Source organism: Sulfurospirillum tamanense (genome assembly GCF_016937535.1).
GTDB lineage: Bacteria > Campylobacterota > Campylobacteria > Campylobacterales > Campylobacteraceae > Sulfurospirillum_B > Sulfurospirillum_B tamanense.
In genome coordinates this window covers 1-14,286 of the sequence record NZ_JAFHKK010000006.1, presented here as the reverse complement: position 1 = coordinate 14,286, position 14,286 = coordinate 1, and the positions used below count along the sequence as shown (strand labels likewise).

Genomic DNA, 14,286 nt, shown 5'->3' with positions numbered 1-14,286 from the left:
AAACAAAGGCGGCGTGATTAAAATATGTGAAAGTTATCTAAAAAATCTCGGAAATTTTAGCTAAAAAATACCTCACTCACGCGCAAAAAGTCCTAAAAATATCCTCTTTCTTAATATTTTTTACAAAAAGTAACAGTACTTTCTCTCCAATGTGCTTTACATGTAAAGCCTACAATGCGCGCATTATTCTTTCGTTTTTGCGTCAAAATTGGGTTATAATACACATTAACAACCAAAAGGAGTTCGTGTCACTTATCGACGCAAGTACCTTCTGCGTTTTCTTCCCCTAGTCCCCTAGCCAAAGGAGTGGTGATGTTTGCACAAAAGCTTTCTCGGTGGCATTTGCTAAGTTCGTGGCTAATTATTTTTACTATTGTTATTTTATTTGGTTCACAGCTTGCTTTCACCCAAATCCAAAACCTCGAAAGTGAAGTTACCCAATTTAAAACCCAAGAGCTCCAGTCGCGTGTTTTTCTCAATAAAAGCGCCATTACTCAAGCCATCACCTACATTGACCACAAACGCAACGAAACCCATACTGCTTTTCGCAACACACTCAAAGAGCAAACCGAAGCATTTGTCGCTCTCTTGCGGGCCTCCAAAGCGCCTTTGAGCCTAGAAATTGCAGCAACCATGGCAGAGAGCTTTTCGCAACATCACGACATCCGTCTGGCATTTCATTCTGCTGCCCTTAACCATGACCTTGAGGGGTATCACGCCAACAAAGAACAAGACGAAGTGGGGTACTTGCACTACATTCCTGAGCTTGATGTGTATGTTTTGGGGCACCAAAGCCTCTCTTACTTTGAAAAACGGGTAAAACAAAGTGTCCTAGACACCCTGCGCTACATTCGCTTTGGAAAAGAAAACAGTGGATATATCTTTATTATGGAGCTTTACAACATAGATGGGGGCAAAGAATTTGCCAAAGAAATTTTGCTTCCTATCAACCCAAACAAAGAAGGCCTACGTATCGATTCTGATACAAAGGATGAGCTTGGTAACCGCTACCGTGAAGACTATCTTAAGCAACTCAAAGAGAAAGGGTTTGCCATCACACGTTATGTGTACCCCATTAGTGAAACCGACAATAGCGCCCGCGAAAAAATCTCTTACCTAGAATTGTATCGGCCTTGGAATTGGGTGATTGGTACGGGTGTTTATTTTGATCACCTCAATGAAAATATTGAGACCTATAAAAAACGTAGCCTAGAACGGCTAAAACTCAATCTTTACCTCTTGGCGTTGTTTTTGGTTGTTTTTAGTATTGTTGCCTATGCAATTTCACGCTACTTCAATCGACGCTTACTCGCGGATGTTTCTCTCTATGAAGAGACGATTAAAAAACACGAAAGTGCCCTCTCCCAGTACAAACACGCCGTCATAGAAAGCACCATTTACTCCAAAACTGATCCCCATGGCGTCATTACAGATGTCAACCATGAATTTTGTCGCATTAGCGGCTACACCAAGGAAGAGCTCATTGGAAAAACCCACGCCCTCATCCGCCACCCCGAAGAGCTCGATAGCACCTTTAAAAACTTGTGGGAAACCATTACAGCGAAGCGTATTTTCAAAGCGGTGTTAAAAAATCGCGCTAAAAACGGTGACACCTTTTATGCTAGCTCCACCATCATGCCCATCCTTGACACCCATGGCAACATCCAAGAGTACATCGCATTGCGCATCGACATCACAGAACAAATGGAACAAGAACGGCGTATCCAAAGGCAAATTACCGACCGCCTTACTGGCCTTTCCAACATTGAACGCTTGCGCGAAGATATTCGCATCCAACTTGGCGACAAACTTGGGCTTATTAAAGTAACGGGCCTTAAGGATGTGTCTAGTTTTTACGGCCAAGATATTGCCGAGTCACTCCTAAAACTTTGTGCCACAGAACTTCAACTCCTTACCCACAAAGAGCCCATCACGCTTTACCGTTTTGCATTTGACACCTTTGCCTTTTTAGGAAGCATGCATGCCAAAAAAGAAGATTTTCTCCTTATTCTCCACCAATGCATTCAAAACCTCAAAACCTCCTCAAAATCCGTCGGGCATGTTAATTTTGATGTTGGCGCCCATGCTGGAGTGGCTTTTGGCACAGACCATGCTTTTCAAGAAGCCCAAGCCGCCCTTGACCAAGCGCGCACCAACGGACAAGAGTTGATTGTCTTTGATACCAACTTGAGTATTTTACAAATCTATCAACACAATATCGAGTGGACACGCATCATCAAAACTGCCCTTGAAAATAACAAAATTCTCGCTTATGCCCAAGGGATTTTTGACCTTTCTACCAACAGCATTTGCCATTATGAGGTATTAATGCGTCTTGAAAAGGAAGATGGCACGATTATCTCCCCTTCGTTATTTTTACCTGTGGCAAAGCGCTCAAATCTTTATTTGGAGCTCACAAAACGCATTGTCATCGCTTCTTTTGGCCATTTTTCTTCTTTTAGGGTTCCTTTTTCTATCAACCTCACCGCCCAAGATGTTTACAATGTAGAATTTGTCGCCTTTTTAGAAGAGCATATCGCACATTTTAGCGTTGGTGGATTATTGACCCTTGAAATTGTGGAAACAGAAAGCGTGGACTCTTTTGAGCGTATTTCAACCTTCATTGAACGCATGAAACGCCTTGGGGTAAAAATTGCTATTGATGATTTTGGCACAGGTTATTCTAATTTTGAATACCTACTTAAAATCAAAGCCGATTACATAAAAATCGATGGTTCACTCATACGCACCATCGACGTTGATGCCAACTGCCAAAAAGTTGTTACAGCAATTGTGGCCTTTGCCAGAGAGTCTTCCATGGAAGTTGTTGCGGAATTTGTGCATTCAAAAACGGTACTAGAGCATGTCCAAGCTCTTGGCATCACCAAGTGTCAGGGGTACTATTTTCATACCCCTGAACCTTTACATGTAATAACACCTAAGCCTTTAAAATAGCCACGGCTTTTTCATCATCTACGTCAAGCATGAAAGGAATGCCTGTTATTTTGGCAGTTTCTTCGTTGGCAGAAAAAATATCCTCACGGACAATATTCCCCACGTTAAATTTGCGCGCACCTGCCAAGAGCTGCTGAAGACCTGTGCCTAACTTGTCTGCCAAGGTAAAAGAAGCAATAGCACCATAGGGAATGTTCGCCATTTCTGTTTTGCCCACCATCTTTTGCACCTCATAATACCCCGCAAAAATCTCTTCAGGGCGAGTGCCTTTTTCTGTCACGCTTGCAGGGAGTTTTTCCCAGTGGCCAAAGACTCTCTCTTTGTGTTCTGGCTTAAGTGCCCCTTCGATGTTTGAACCCAAAAAGGCAGGAATCATTAAAGAACGCCCCATGCAAATAAGCTTGGTAAAAGGTGCTCCAAGGGCAAGGGCTTTAAAGATGTGGTCCTCTCTGGCCAAACCACCTGCAAAAGCCATGTCTACCACTTTAACCCCTTGGGCTTCAAGGATTTTGGCGTAGCGGTAGGCTTGGGCGTGAAGGTGCAAGGAGGGCACGCCCCACGTTTCCATCATGTTCCACGGGCTCATGCCCGTACCTCCGCCCGAACCGTCGATGGTCAAAAGGTCAAGTTTGGCTTCGCTGGCATATTTGATAGCCATGGCTAACGCTTCGTTGCCATAAGAACCCGTTTTAAGAGAAATACGCTTAAACCCAATCTTTCGCAAATACGCCACGCTTTCCATGAAGTCTTGCTTCACGGCTGCTTCGTCTTGCAAGTTCGTTCCGCCCAAACGGCTGTGGCGGGCAAAGGCTTTGATGGCACCGCTTTCAAACGCCTCTTGGGCTTCGGGACAGGAGGGGTCTGGGTCTAAAAGATACCCGCGTTCTTTGAGAAACAACGCGTATTCCAAGCTATTGACTTGAATCTCTCCGCCGATGTCTTTAGCCCCTTGGCCCCACTTAAGCTCAATCACTACGCTTTCACCGTATTTTTCCACTACATACTCTGCAACACCATTGCGCGTATCTTCGACGTTGAGTTGGACAATGATAGCTCCATGGCCACTAAAATAACGCTGGTAGGTTTGAATACGTCGGTCAAGTTCGGGAGCTTTTTTGATTCTTCCTTTTTCGATGACTGCTTCTTTATCAATGCCCACGACGTTTTCACCCACCACGATGGGGTACCCCGAAAGGGCCGCGCCGATACAAAACGAATCCCAATATTTGCTAGCAATGGCAGTAGAGCCCAACGCACCTGTCATGATGGGCAGTTTAAATGTTGTCTTTTCTGTTGCGCCAAAAGAACCCTCAAGGGAAACGTTCGTGAAAAGACAATCATCAGGATCGTTGCTTAGGCCATTTTTTAGCCCAGAAGAGCCGTAGTTGTACCCTTGAATACGCAAAGAGTTATAACTGGCACCCACATGTGTCGTGTTGCGCGCTCCCGAAGTGGTAGCACCAAAGTCTCTAGGGTAGAGTAGCTTTCGCCCCACCATACTTGACATCCATGTTTCGCATTTACCCTTGCAATCTGAAGTACACAAAGTACACAATCCTGATTCTGCCGCATTTCCGCGGTTTGCCGTTCCAAGAGCATCGTTATTTTTTGGCCATTCAACCATATGTATCCTTTAGATGAATTTTGTAACAATATAGACTAAGTGGGCTTTTAAATAAATTAAGTGCTTAAAAAGTAGTCATTATTACAGTGTTAAATACCAATATTTTGTCTATTTTTTAATCACAATGAGATTCCCGAAACTCTGGGGTTTGAGTTTCGGGATGGGGTTATTTTAGAGGGAATTTGCCACTCAAAACATGCTCTTTTAACACGCGTTTGAGCACTTTTCCTGTTGCATTTTTAGGCAGTTCTTCGACAGTATAAATATGCTTGGGTACTTTAAAATTTGCTAAGTGGGATTTTAAATACTGCTTGAGTTTAATTTCAGGGATACTTTCCACCTCTTCTTTGAGTTGAATGAAAGCCAAAACTTCCTCGTCATTGCTCTCATCCTTTACCCCAATGACGGCACACGCATCAATCCCTTCAAACTTGTACAGCACTTCTTCGATTTCGCGCGGGTAGATGTTGATGCCCTTAGAGATAATGAGGTCTTTTTTACGGTCCACGATGTATAAAAATCCCTCCGCGTCCATCTTGCCCAAATCTCCCGTGCGAAGCCAGCCATTCACAATCGTCTCATCGGTGGCATCAGGACGGTTGTAGTAGCCCTTCATCACACAATCGCCCTTAACGATGATTTCCCCCACTTCCCTTAAGGGAAGTTCCATCATCTCTTCGCTCACAATTTTAACCTCATACCCTGGAAGTGCGGGGCCAACAGAAAGCGGTTTTTGCTTCTGGGAACGATTCACCGCCACTGCGGGAGAACATTCGCTTAGGCCGTATCCTTCTAGTAAAGTCGCGCGCTTGAAGCGTTGATTAAACGCTTGTAACGCGTGTTCGCTCAAAGGCGCACTCCCAGAGATAAACAAACGCACCTTGTTAAACCACAGAAAATACCACGGGATTTTCGCTTTTAAAAGGGCGTTGTAGATAGTAGGCACACCTAAGAAAATCGTGACCCGTTTTAGCAAGGTTTGCTTCATAACATTGCTAAAAGGAAACACTGATTTAATGAGTACCATGGAACTGCCTGCGTACAAAGGCAACAGCACCATCACTGTCAAGGTAAAGGAGTGAAACATAGGTAAATAGACAATAAACCTGTCTTTAGCAGTGATTTGAAAGACCTCATCAGCGCTCACCATATTTGAAAGCATGTTACGGTAACTCAGCATGGCGCCTTTTGGCTTACCCGTGGTGCCAGAAGTGTAAATGATGCACGCCAAATCATCCAACTTTGGCGCCTTGGCAAGTTGTTCGTGGGTCTCCATACTGCCCGTGATTTCCACAAAGCTGTAGTTACGCTCATCCAACTTGTCATAGTGTCCCGTCCAGACGATTTTTTCCACAGGAGTCGCCTCTAGCAACCCGCTTGTCTCCCCTGCAAATTCGGGAGAACAGATGAGCAGTTTGGCTTGGGCATCGCTTAGAATATATTCAAACTCTTCACGTTTCAAAAAAGTGTTAAGAGGTACGGCCACCGCCCCAATCTTGGTCACCGCCAAAAAAGAGACGATAAATTCTTCGGAATTTGCGATAATGAGCGCGACTTTGTCGCCATTTTTGATGGAACTAAACTCCAAAAAGCGTGCAAAAGTATCCACCTTTTGCTTCAACCTCAAATGGTCAACCTTGCGCTCATCCACCAACAACACCGTCTCTTTAGGACGGTGCTTGGCGTTGTGTTCGACCATTTCGTAAAAATTGCGGTATTTGTAGGTTAACATACTAGAACCTGTAGGTGATGCCCGTGGTCACTAAGTGTGCGCCACTGCCAGTGAATTTTCCTTGCGCATAGGTGTTGTTGACACTGCGGACTTTTTTATCACTGTACAAATACGCCAACCCCACAGTAATATCGGGGCGTATCTTGTAGCTAAAGCCAAAGGAATAAAGCTGGGCATCCGCATCGGGAAGTTCAAATCCAAGACTACTATCTGGAACAGGAGTTTCATCATAAGAATACCCTGCCATCAGCGTTAGTTTATCGCTGTATTCGTGGGTAATACCAAGACGGTAGGTGTTGGAATCTTTCCAATTTTTAGCAGAAGGGTTATCAAACATAGCAACCAAAACTGGATTTGCAATAGTGCTTCCATAATTAAAATCCAAGTTCTTATAAGCCGACCAATACACACGCTCATATACCAATTCTACCGTTGTTTTATCCATGGTATAAGCTGCCGCTAAAGCCAATGTGGCAGGAAGAGGGATAGTAACACTGGCAGAACCATCGTATTGTAGTGCATTTAGGTGATACAGTTTTGCATCTCCTTTAACCGTCAAATCCACCTTTGAGCGGTAGGTTGCAGCCAGTTTAAGTTCAGAAGTGGGACGATAAGCTAACGCAAGGTTGTACCCATAGTCAATAGAATCTCCCGTTAAATCTCTTTTTGCTGCGCCAAAGCCAAGATTTCCATCACTCTTCACCACCCCATCCGTATACACCATCCGCACCCCAAAGCCCAAAGCCAATTGGTCGTTGATTTTATACGCAGCCGTTGGGTTGGCTTCGATGATGCGCAAGGTAAACTCTTCTGCAAAGGTTTTCTGGTAGGGACTATTCCACCGCTTAGAAAGACCACCTGGGGCTACCGTGGAAAAACCAAAGCGCCAGTTTTCATAGTACTCAGGGGTCACTACATGTAAAGAAGGCATCAAGAAATGTTCTACTTTGGATTCGCCATCTGCCCCTGTGCCCGAATTAGCAAACTTTACTTTGGGGAGGTTAATGTAAGTTAACGCCCCTTCTACATGGTAAGCATTGTCCATCCACACCATATTGGCAGGGTTGTAATAGTTGGCATCCGCGCCATTTACTGCTGCCACGTTGGCCGCACCCAACGCCGTTCCCTTTAGGGATTGTTCGGGAATTTTATACCCACTTGCTTGCAGTACCGCCGCACAGGCCATACTCATACCTACAACGCGCATCGTCTGTCTCATCTGTTTCCTTTGTAAAAATTAGATTTTTAACGTATTTTATTTACATAACCGTCTTGGCTACCTGTAGGTTTTTCTGCACCTTGCATTGCCCGAAGCAACGCAATCTCTTGCGCCCACAACGCGGTGTCGATAGTCTCCAACACCAAAGGAATGTCATCCATGCGTGGGTCATTCATGATATACCAAAATGCCTCAAGACCAATGGTTCCCTTGCCCAAAGAGTGGTGCCTGTCGACCCTAGAGCCCAAAGGGGGCTTGGCGTCGTTAAAGTGCATGCCTTTTAAGTAACAAAAACCCACAATGCTATCAAATTCTTTTGTAGTTTTAGCATAAGCCTCTGAGGTTCGTATGTCATAACCTGCTGTAAAAAGGTGGCACGTGTCCAAGCAAACCCCGATGCGCCCCTTGTCTTCGACTTTTTCGATGAGGTGGGCCAAATGTTCCCATTTGTAACCCAAGTTCGTCCCTTGGCCCGCCGTATTTTCGATAACAAGTGTTACATTTTGTGTAAGCTCTAAGGTGCGGTTTAAACTCTCGGCAATACTATCCAAACACGCCTCTTCAGTGAGCTGGTTTAAGTGGGACCCGGGATGGAAGTTAAGCTTATCTAACCCCAACTGGTCACACCGCTTTACTTCGTCAATAAACGCCTCCAAAGATTTTTGGCGCGCCTCTTTTTCGGGGTGGCCTAAGTTTATCAAGTAGCTATCATGGGCAAGGACATGTTTGGGTAAAATTCCCACACGCGCAAGGTTGGCCTTAAAGGCTTCAATGGTTGTTGCATCCAAAGGTTTTGCGTTCCATTGGCGTTGGTTTTTGGTAAAGAGGGCAAAGGCGTTTGCACCGATAGCCTCGGCATTTAAAGGGGCGTTAAACACACCGCCACTGGCACTCACATGGGCACCGATTGCTTTCATTTGTTCTCCTTTGGGGATGCCATCCGCATCAAAATTCCCCGCTGTGTATCGCGAAACAACGTGTAAGCGGGAGTGACTTCATACGCAATTTCACGCCCGCGCAAGGAAAAATGTTGGCTAAACCCTTGCGCGCTTCTCTCTAGCCCTCTGCTTTCATAAATGGGCCGACCTAAAAGAATCTCTTCTAAAAGCTCAGGATAATGGGGGGCATTAAAAAAGTGGCGATTAAAAGCGGTTTTATCATAACACGTGCCATTAAGACACAAGGAGTCTCCCACCACAAGGTCTAAAACCACTTGACCAGCAGTAAAGACTTGGATGTTTGTAGTGGTAGCGCTGTGGCGCACAAACGCCATATCAGAAAGACGAATTTGGGGTATTTTTAGGGTGAGATGAACGGTTGAAGTTTCATAAATGAGGGGCTTTAGGGCGCATCCCCCTAAGAACAATAGACTTAAAAAAAGTATCCAATGCTTCATGCTCGCCTCCATTTCAGGCGGTATTGTAGCATAGAAAAAATAAGGCGTTTAGGAGGTAAAAAAGCGTGTAAAAAAGGTTTACATGTAATGTTTTTTACACCCCAAAAAAGCTTTTAAAAACCCTCATTATTTTATTCTTTTTTAAGTTTTACTGAGGTACAATTCCATCCTCAACAAAAACACGGCCCATTCGTCTAGCGGTTAGGACACCGCCCTTTCACGGCGGTAACACGAGTTCGAGTCTCGTATGGGTCACCACTTTTTTAAACCGCAACTTCACCATTTACACATTTTTCACCCAAAATGGCATTCACACTTTGTTTTCTTCCCAGTGTTTTCCTAGGAGTGTTTTTAGCTGTGCCAATGCCTCTTCTCCGAGCGTTTGCGCAATCGCTTTTTCTACCTTTACCATCACGTTTTTACGGCACGCCAACAATGCTTCCCCGTGAGGTGTCATGCAAATCATTTTTTCCCGCTTGTCTTGTCCTTCGCACAAACACAAAAAGCCTTTTTTTGCTAAAGCTTGCACATTTTTATGCACCGCTTGGCGACTAATCCCCAACTTTTTTGCAATGGATGAAATAGTGACCACGCCATGATCTACAAAGGTGAGTATCCCCGACGAAGAGAGAATGTCGTGGTCTTCATACCCGTACGCTTTTGCCTCTTGGCGCGAAAACTCTTCCACCCACGCGAGCTTATCTAAAAGTAAAAATTTTATATCCTGTTGTCCACTCCACATTGTCAACCTCCTTGACAAACTACATTTCACGCGCTAAACTGTCAACCAAGTTTACAATACCGTGGCTTAAATGCCACCCAAGGAGACATCATGTCGCAATCGCTCACTCTCAAAGAAGATTATTCGCCCTTGTATTTTCTCGCCTCGTTGGGTGCGGGAGGGCTAGCGGTCTCATTTTTTATGTACCTCAATTTCTTGCTTCCCCACCCCACTACCCCCATGGTGACCGCCAATGCTTTGTTTTCTTGGGGAAGTGCGCACCCTACTTACCTTCCACTAGTTGGGGGCGCGCTTGCTGGAATTCTCTTTTTTGCATACAAACACATCACTTTGCTTTTTTGGAACATCCGCCAATTTCGCCTGTTTAAACACACCGCTGCGTTTGAAACACTTAAGCAAACTAACGGCGAAGTTTCATTGATGGCTCTTCCTTTGACTTACGCCATGACTATCAATGTGGCTTTTGTACTGGGTGCCACTTTTGTACCCAATCTTTGGAGTGTGATTGAGTGGCTTTTTCCTCTGGCATTGTTGGCATTTTTAGGGGTTGGTTTATATGCGCTTAGGGTTTATGGCACCTATTTAACACGGCTCATCATCACGGGCAACTTTAACCCAACCACCAACAACAATTTTAGCCAACTGCTTGCTATCTTTGCCTTTAGTATGGTTGGAGTGGGATTTGCCGCGCCTGGCGCCATGAGCAGCTTGCCTTTGGTCTCTGCTTTGGGTATTTTTGGTGCTGTTTTTTTTAGCGTTCTTGCCATTACTTTGGCGTTTTTGAAAACCGTCTTTGCCATGCGTGATATATTTGCGCAGGGAATTCATGCTGAAACAAGTGTGAGTTTATGGGTAATGATTCCTATTTTAACCCTTTTGGGCATCACTGTTATTCGTGTTAGCTTTGGTGTAGCACACAACTTTATGGGGTTATCTCACGGTGCTAACTGGTTTCTCTTTTTGTTAGGCTCCACGGTGCTTTCTTTACAACTCATGTTTGGCTGGATCGGCTACAGAGTCATGAAGCAGGTGGGCTATTTTAACACTTACATTCACGGATGTACGCGCTCGCCTGTGAGCTTTGCTATCATTTGCCCAGGTGTAGCACTGTTTGTGTTTGGGTTTTTCTTTTTGATGACAGGTTTGGTTGCTAACAACATCGTAAGCCTTTATTCGCCACTATTTTACGGGCTTTTGGCTCCCTTGGTGTGGGTGCAATGGTTGACCGTTCGCACTTTTTTTACACTCAGTAAAAAACTTTTATAACACAGTGGCGCACCTGCGCCACACTAAAACACCATTAGCACCATTTCTGATTCGATTATATTTTCTACCATACCATTTTCATCCGCATGTTTTTCAACCAAAGTGCTGAGTGTTTCTGGGTCAAAAGTTACCTCGTTGATGCCCAAGTGCCATGCGACATTTTCCACACTTTTTGCAACGTCCATGTAGCTTGTACGCGTTTCCTCCAAAACCTTACATGTAAAGAAAATTCCCTGAGCCTCTAGCCATGCTTTGAGTTCAACCCCTCCTCGCGGGGCATTGTATTGGGTACCAAAGGCTTCAAAAATAGGATCATGCAACGAAGACTTGCGTTTGCCACCCCACCCTAAAAAGACTTTTTCTTTAGCGCACGCGTGCATTTTTTCAAACATAGCAGGAGAGCTCACTGCAGGACTCATGGAGCAAAATGCAAGGTCGTATTGTGCCTTACATGGTAAGGTGTCAAAACGGTCATGAATAGTTTTAATATTATGAATACCATTACTTTTTGCATCGGATTGTAGGATATTTAGCATTTCGCTGGAAAAATCAAGAGCATCTACATTTGTTGCTTCTTTAGCAAGATGCAAGGTATACACCCCTGTACCGCACCCAATATCAAGAATGGTTTTGTCCACAAACTCCACACCCCATGCCTCAAGCGTGTCAAACACGCGCTGCCCGAAGGCATCAGGCTTTGCCGAAAACCGAACATAATTGGCCGCTTTTTCATCCCACTTGGTTTGGCTCATAGTATTACCTTCTATATTTTTCACGATAGTAACGTGCGGTGGGTTAAAAGGGGCTAAAGGAGCTGTAACGTGCATTATCACTTTTGGGTATACTTCTATCAAAAAGGAACATCATGAATCCCCGTTTTTGCTACACCCTCACCATCCCCAAAAGTGCCATCGACATCAACGGTCACGTTAACAATGTCTTATACGTTCAGTGGATGCAAGACGCCGCTACGGCGCACTCTCAAAGCGTGGGCGACACTATCTTGCGTCAGCAAGAAGAAGGCTCTACATGGGTGGCTAAAACCCACACTATCGACTACCTTAAGCCCGCCTTTGAGGGCGAAACCTTGGTCATTCAAACCTGGGCGGAGAGTTTTCGTAAAGCGGCAAGTGTACGCTTGTATCGGTTTTTACGCGGAGAGGAAGAGATTGCCAAGGCAAGCACGGTGTGGGTTTACATCGACACACAAACCCAGCGCCCCAAGGCCATCCCAGATGCAGTGATTGCCCGTTACATGTAAAGCTATTGGCAGGCTTTGCATGTTCCTTTTAAAATAACACTTTTCACCGCATTGCCCTCGCTGGCTTTTGGAATAGGCACGTTAGTACAGCGGACTTCGTGACAGGTTTCGCAGATGAAATGGGCATGATTGACAGGTGAGAGTTCAAAGTACCATTTACGGTCATCCGATTCAAACTTAGTCACTAACCCCTCTTTTTCAAAGATGCTGATGGCACGGTAAAAGGTGGCCTTGTTGATGCGCATTGGCATTTGGTCTGTAATTTGGTCATAATTTAGAGGCGACAAGGCATGTTGTAGCACATCAAAAATTGCAGTACGTGCAGGGGTTGGCTTGATGTTATGGGCGGTAAGCTGTGTTGACACTTCTTTCATTTTTCCTCTTTAAACCCTTTTACATGTAAGGTTTTTTCCTTTTAAACCCACATCATAACGCATTTTTTGTTAAGGTGCAACTAAGTCGCTTTTTCTTATACTATTGCAACTTAGTTGCGAGAAAAAAGGAGAAAAAATGGTACGTTTGCTTGTGTTGTTTAGCCTTATTTTTGGCTTTTCCTATGCCAAACCGGTAGTGAGTGTCAGCATCTTGCCTCAACACTATTTCGTCGAAAAAATTGCAGGGGATACTGTAGAGATTAATGTCATGGTCCAGCCAGGCCACAGTCCCCACACCTACGAACCGCGCCCAAGCCAAATGGCACAACTGGAAAAAAGTGCGCTCTATTTTGCCATTGGTGTTAACTTTGAAGAGGCATGGATTCCCCGCTTCAAAAGCGCCAACCCCGCGTTAGTGGTGGTTGAAACTGACCACGATGTGACAAAACAACCCATCGCAGACCACGACCATGAAGAAGATACCAAACACAAACATGACCATGGAGACAAACACGACCACAAACACGCGCATGACCATCAAGACAAACACGAGCACAAAGAGGGCACCCTTGACCCACATATCTGGCTAGACCCTGTGCTGGTAAAAATCCAAGCTAACACCATCGCTAACGCACTCATACGCGCTTTTCCCCAGCATAAAGCGTTGTATGAAGCCAATCTTCAGGATTTTGAAGCAGAATTAGACGCCCTAGATGCACAGATTCGCACCAAACTCACAGGACTAACACACCGAAAGTTTATGATTTTTCACCCCAATTTAGGCTACCTTGCCACGCGTTATAACTTAGAGCAAGTTGCCATTGAAATTGAGGGCAAAGAGCCTAAACCTGCCGCCTTGGCTGCGTTAATCAAAGAAGCAAAACACGAGGGCGTGCATATTATTTTCGTCGCGCCACAATTTTCCACCAAAAGCGCCCAAGTAATTGCCAAAGAAATCGGCGGCAGTGTCGTGCCTCTTGATGCATTATCTAAAGATTGGAAAAATGCGTTACTAAAAAGTGTCGATGTTTTAGCCGCTGGCCTACGTTAGGGCTTTTAAGTTGGGTGGTTTTTTGCTACAATAATGCTTTTTAACGCGCAAGGAGCAGACGTGGCAATCGCGAAAAACCATCCCGACTTTACTTTTTCAGAGTTAAAGTGTTTTTTAGATTTTAGCCCAAGCGTCTACTTCAAATGGGACAACGACCCTATCCACTCTGTTTTACTCGTTAGCCCTTCCATTGCCAAAACCCTCGGGTACGACCCGAGGGTTTTCCAAGAACAAACTCTTCATTACAAGGATTTAATTCACCCTGAAGACCTTAACCGTGTAGAACAAGAGTTGCTTCAACACAAAGAGGTCGACGTTTTTACCCACCAACCCTACCGTTTGCGCAAAAACGATGGTAACTACGTGTGGGTTGAAGACACCACGCAAGTAGTACGTGATGAACATAACAATGCCATTCATTTTTTAGGCGTAATCTCAGACATCTCTTCCCATGTATTTAACACCAAAGGCCTCATCAAAGTAACGGCTTTTTTAGAAAATTATAAAAAAGCCCTCAATGAAAGCTCCATCGTCACCAAAAGTGACCCCAAAGGTATCATTACCTACGTCAATAAAAATTTTGTAGAAATCACGGGGCACCGCGTCGAAGACCTCATTGGTAAGCCCCACAGTGTCAACCGTCACCCCGACACGCCCAAAGAAGTG

Annotated in this window: 13 protein-coding genes and 1 tRNA gene; 6 read left to right on the top strand and 8 right to left on the bottom strand. The window is 44.8% G+C overall.

The window, feature by feature from the left end; translation table 11 throughout:
• Positions 1 to 312: 312 nt before the first annotated feature.
• Positions 313 to 2,955 (top strand): EAL domain-containing protein, encoded by a 2,643-nt coding sequence (locus JWV37_RS04030; protein WP_205458492.1) that lies wholly within the window; start codon positions 313 to 315, stop codon positions 2,953 to 2,955.
• Here JWV37_RS04030 and JWV37_RS04025 read toward each other — a convergent pair.
• The 5 genes from JWV37_RS04025 to JWV37_RS04005 all read right to left on the bottom strand — a co-directional run bounded on the left by JWV37_RS04025 (position 2,939) and on the right by JWV37_RS04005 (position 8,926).
• A complete protein-coding gene (locus tag JWV37_RS04025; protein WP_205458491.1) occupies positions 2,939 to 4,579 on the bottom strand; it encodes a glutamate synthase-related protein in 1,641 nt (546 codons plus the stop codon). The genes JWV37_RS04030 and JWV37_RS04025 overlap by 17 nt on opposite strands.
• Positions 4,580 to 4,745: 166 nt before the next feature.
• Complete coding sequence (locus JWV37_RS04020) at positions 4,746 to 6,311, bottom strand: fatty acid--CoA ligase (RefSeq protein ID WP_205458490.1); 1,566 nt, start codon at positions 6,309 to 6,311, stop codon at positions 4,746 to 4,748.
• Between the two features lies 1 nt (position 6,312).
• Positions 6,313 to 7,530: an OmpP1/FadL family transporter gene (locus JWV37_RS04015; protein ID WP_205458489.1), complete on the bottom strand. Its 1,218-nt coding sequence runs from the start codon at positions 7,528 to 7,530 to the stop codon at positions 6,313 to 6,315.
• A 26-nt stretch (positions 7,531 to 7,556) separates the two neighbouring features.
• Positions 7,557 to 8,447 carry a deoxyribonuclease IV gene (gene nfo, locus JWV37_RS04010; protein ID WP_205458488.1) on the bottom strand — a complete coding sequence of 297 codons (891 nt, stop codon included), beginning with the start codon at positions 8,445 to 8,447 and terminating at the stop codon, positions 7,557 to 7,559.
• On the bottom strand, positions 8,444 to 8,926 hold the full coding sequence (locus JWV37_RS04005; RefSeq protein WP_205458487.1) for a hypothetical protein: 483 nt from the start codon (positions 8,924 to 8,926) through the stop codon (positions 8,444 to 8,446). Before JWV37_RS04005 ends, nfo begins: the two co-directional genes overlap by 4 nt.
• A 183-nt stretch (positions 8,927 to 9,109) precedes the next feature.
• On the opposite strand from JWV37_RS04005, the gene JWV37_RS04000 reads away from it, so the two are divergent.
• Positions 9,110 to 9,184, top strand: a tRNA-Glu gene (locus tag JWV37_RS04000).
• A gap of 52 nt (positions 9,185 to 9,236) precedes the next feature.
• Here JWV37_RS04000 and JWV37_RS03995 read toward each other — a convergent pair.
• On the bottom strand, positions 9,237 to 9,668 hold the full coding sequence (locus JWV37_RS03995; RefSeq protein WP_205458486.1) for a MarR family winged helix-turn-helix transcriptional regulator: 432 nt from the start codon (positions 9,666 to 9,668) through the stop codon (positions 9,237 to 9,239).
• A 90-nt stretch (positions 9,669 to 9,758) separates the two neighbouring features.
• Between JWV37_RS03995 and JWV37_RS03990 the strand changes: the two genes are divergently transcribed.
• The gene (locus JWV37_RS03990) at positions 9,759 to 10,934 is read left to right on the top strand and encodes a TsoY family (seleno)protein (protein ID WP_205458485.1); all 1,176 of its coding nucleotides are present in this window, start codon (positions 9,759 to 9,761) and stop codon (positions 10,932 to 10,934) included.
• Positions 10,935 to 10,957: 23 nt separating this feature from the next.
• Here JWV37_RS03990 and JWV37_RS03985 read toward each other — a convergent pair whose 3' ends face one another.
• A complete protein-coding gene (locus JWV37_RS03985; protein ID WP_205458484.1) occupies positions 10,958 to 11,686 on the bottom strand; it encodes a class I SAM-dependent methyltransferase in 729 nt (242 codons plus the stop codon).
• Positions 11,687 to 11,799: 113 nt separating this feature from the next.
• Here JWV37_RS03985 and JWV37_RS03980 point away from each other — a divergent pair, with 113 nt between their 5' ends.
• On the top strand, positions 11,800 to 12,195 hold the full coding sequence (locus JWV37_RS03980) for an acyl-CoA thioesterase (protein WP_205458483.1): 396 nt from the start codon (positions 11,800 to 11,802) through the stop codon (positions 12,193 to 12,195).
• 2 nt (positions 12,196 to 12,197) lie between these two features.
• On the opposite strand, the gene JWV37_RS03975 is transcribed toward JWV37_RS03980, so the two are convergent.
• The gene (locus tag JWV37_RS03975) at positions 12,198 to 12,569 is read right to left on the bottom strand and encodes a Fur family transcriptional regulator (protein WP_205458482.1); all 372 of its coding nucleotides are present in this window, start codon (positions 12,567 to 12,569) and stop codon (positions 12,198 to 12,200) included.
• Positions 12,570 to 12,705: 136 nt separating this feature from the next.
• Here JWV37_RS03975 and JWV37_RS03970 point away from each other — a divergent pair, with 136 nt between their 5' ends.
• Together JWV37_RS03970 and JWV37_RS12665 are read left to right on the top strand one after the other, a co-directional pair.
• Positions 12,706 to 13,620 (top strand): metal ABC transporter solute-binding protein, Zn/Mn family, encoded by a 915-nt coding sequence (locus tag JWV37_RS03970; protein ID WP_205458481.1) that lies wholly within the window; start codon positions 12,706 to 12,708, stop codon positions 13,618 to 13,620.
• A 33-nt stretch (positions 13,621 to 13,653) separates the two neighbouring features.
• Positions 13,654 to 14,286, top strand: a 633-nt coding sequence (locus JWV37_RS12665) for a PAS domain-containing protein (protein WP_240332012.1), incomplete at its 3' end; no start/stop codon positions are given.

Excerpts from the sequence above, each read along its gene's own strand:
- JWV37_RS03975 (WP_205458482.1), bottom strand. The coding sequence starts at position 12,569 with ATGAAAGAAGTGTCAACACAGCTTACCGCCCATAACATCAAGCCAACC.
- JWV37_RS04015 (WP_205458489.1), bottom strand. The coding sequence starts at position 7,530 with ATGAGACAGACGATGCGCGTTGTAGGTATGAGTATGGCCTGTGCGGCG.
- JWV37_RS03990 (WP_205458485.1), top strand. The coding sequence starts at position 9,759 with ATGTCGCAATCGCTCACTCTCAAAGAAGATTATTCGCCCTTGTATTTT.
- nfo (WP_205458488.1), bottom strand. The coding sequence starts at position 8,447 with ATGAAAGCAATCGGTGCCCATGTGAGTGCCAGTGGCGGTGTGTTTAAC.
- JWV37_RS04020 (WP_205458490.1), bottom strand. The coding sequence starts at position 6,311 with ATGTTAACCTACAAATACCGCAATTTTTACGAAATGGTCGAACACAAC.
- JWV37_RS03995 (WP_205458486.1), bottom strand. The coding sequence starts at position 9,668 with ATGTGGAGTGGACAACAGGATATAAAATTTTTACTTTTAGATAAGCTC.
- JWV37_RS03980 (WP_205458483.1), top strand. The coding sequence starts at position 11,800 with ATGAATCCCCGTTTTTGCTACACCCTCACCATCCCCAAAAGTGCCATC.
- JWV37_RS03970 (WP_205458481.1), top strand. The coding sequence starts at position 12,706 with ATGGTACGTTTGCTTGTGTTGTTTAGCCTTATTTTTGGCTTTTCCTAT.
- JWV37_RS04025 (WP_205458491.1), bottom strand. The coding sequence starts at position 4,579 with ATGGTTGAATGGCCAAAAAATAACGATGCTCTTGGAACGGCAAACCGC.
- JWV37_RS03985 (WP_205458484.1), bottom strand. The coding sequence starts at position 11,686 with ATGAGCCAAACCAAGTGGGATGAAAAAGCGGCCAATTATGTTCGGTTT.
- JWV37_RS04030 (WP_205458492.1), top strand. The coding sequence starts at position 313 with ATGTTTGCACAAAAGCTTTCTCGGTGGCATTTGCTAAGTTCGTGGCTA.
- JWV37_RS04005 (WP_205458487.1), bottom strand. The coding sequence starts at position 8,926 with ATGAAGCATTGGATACTTTTTTTAAGTCTATTGTTCTTAGGGGGATGC.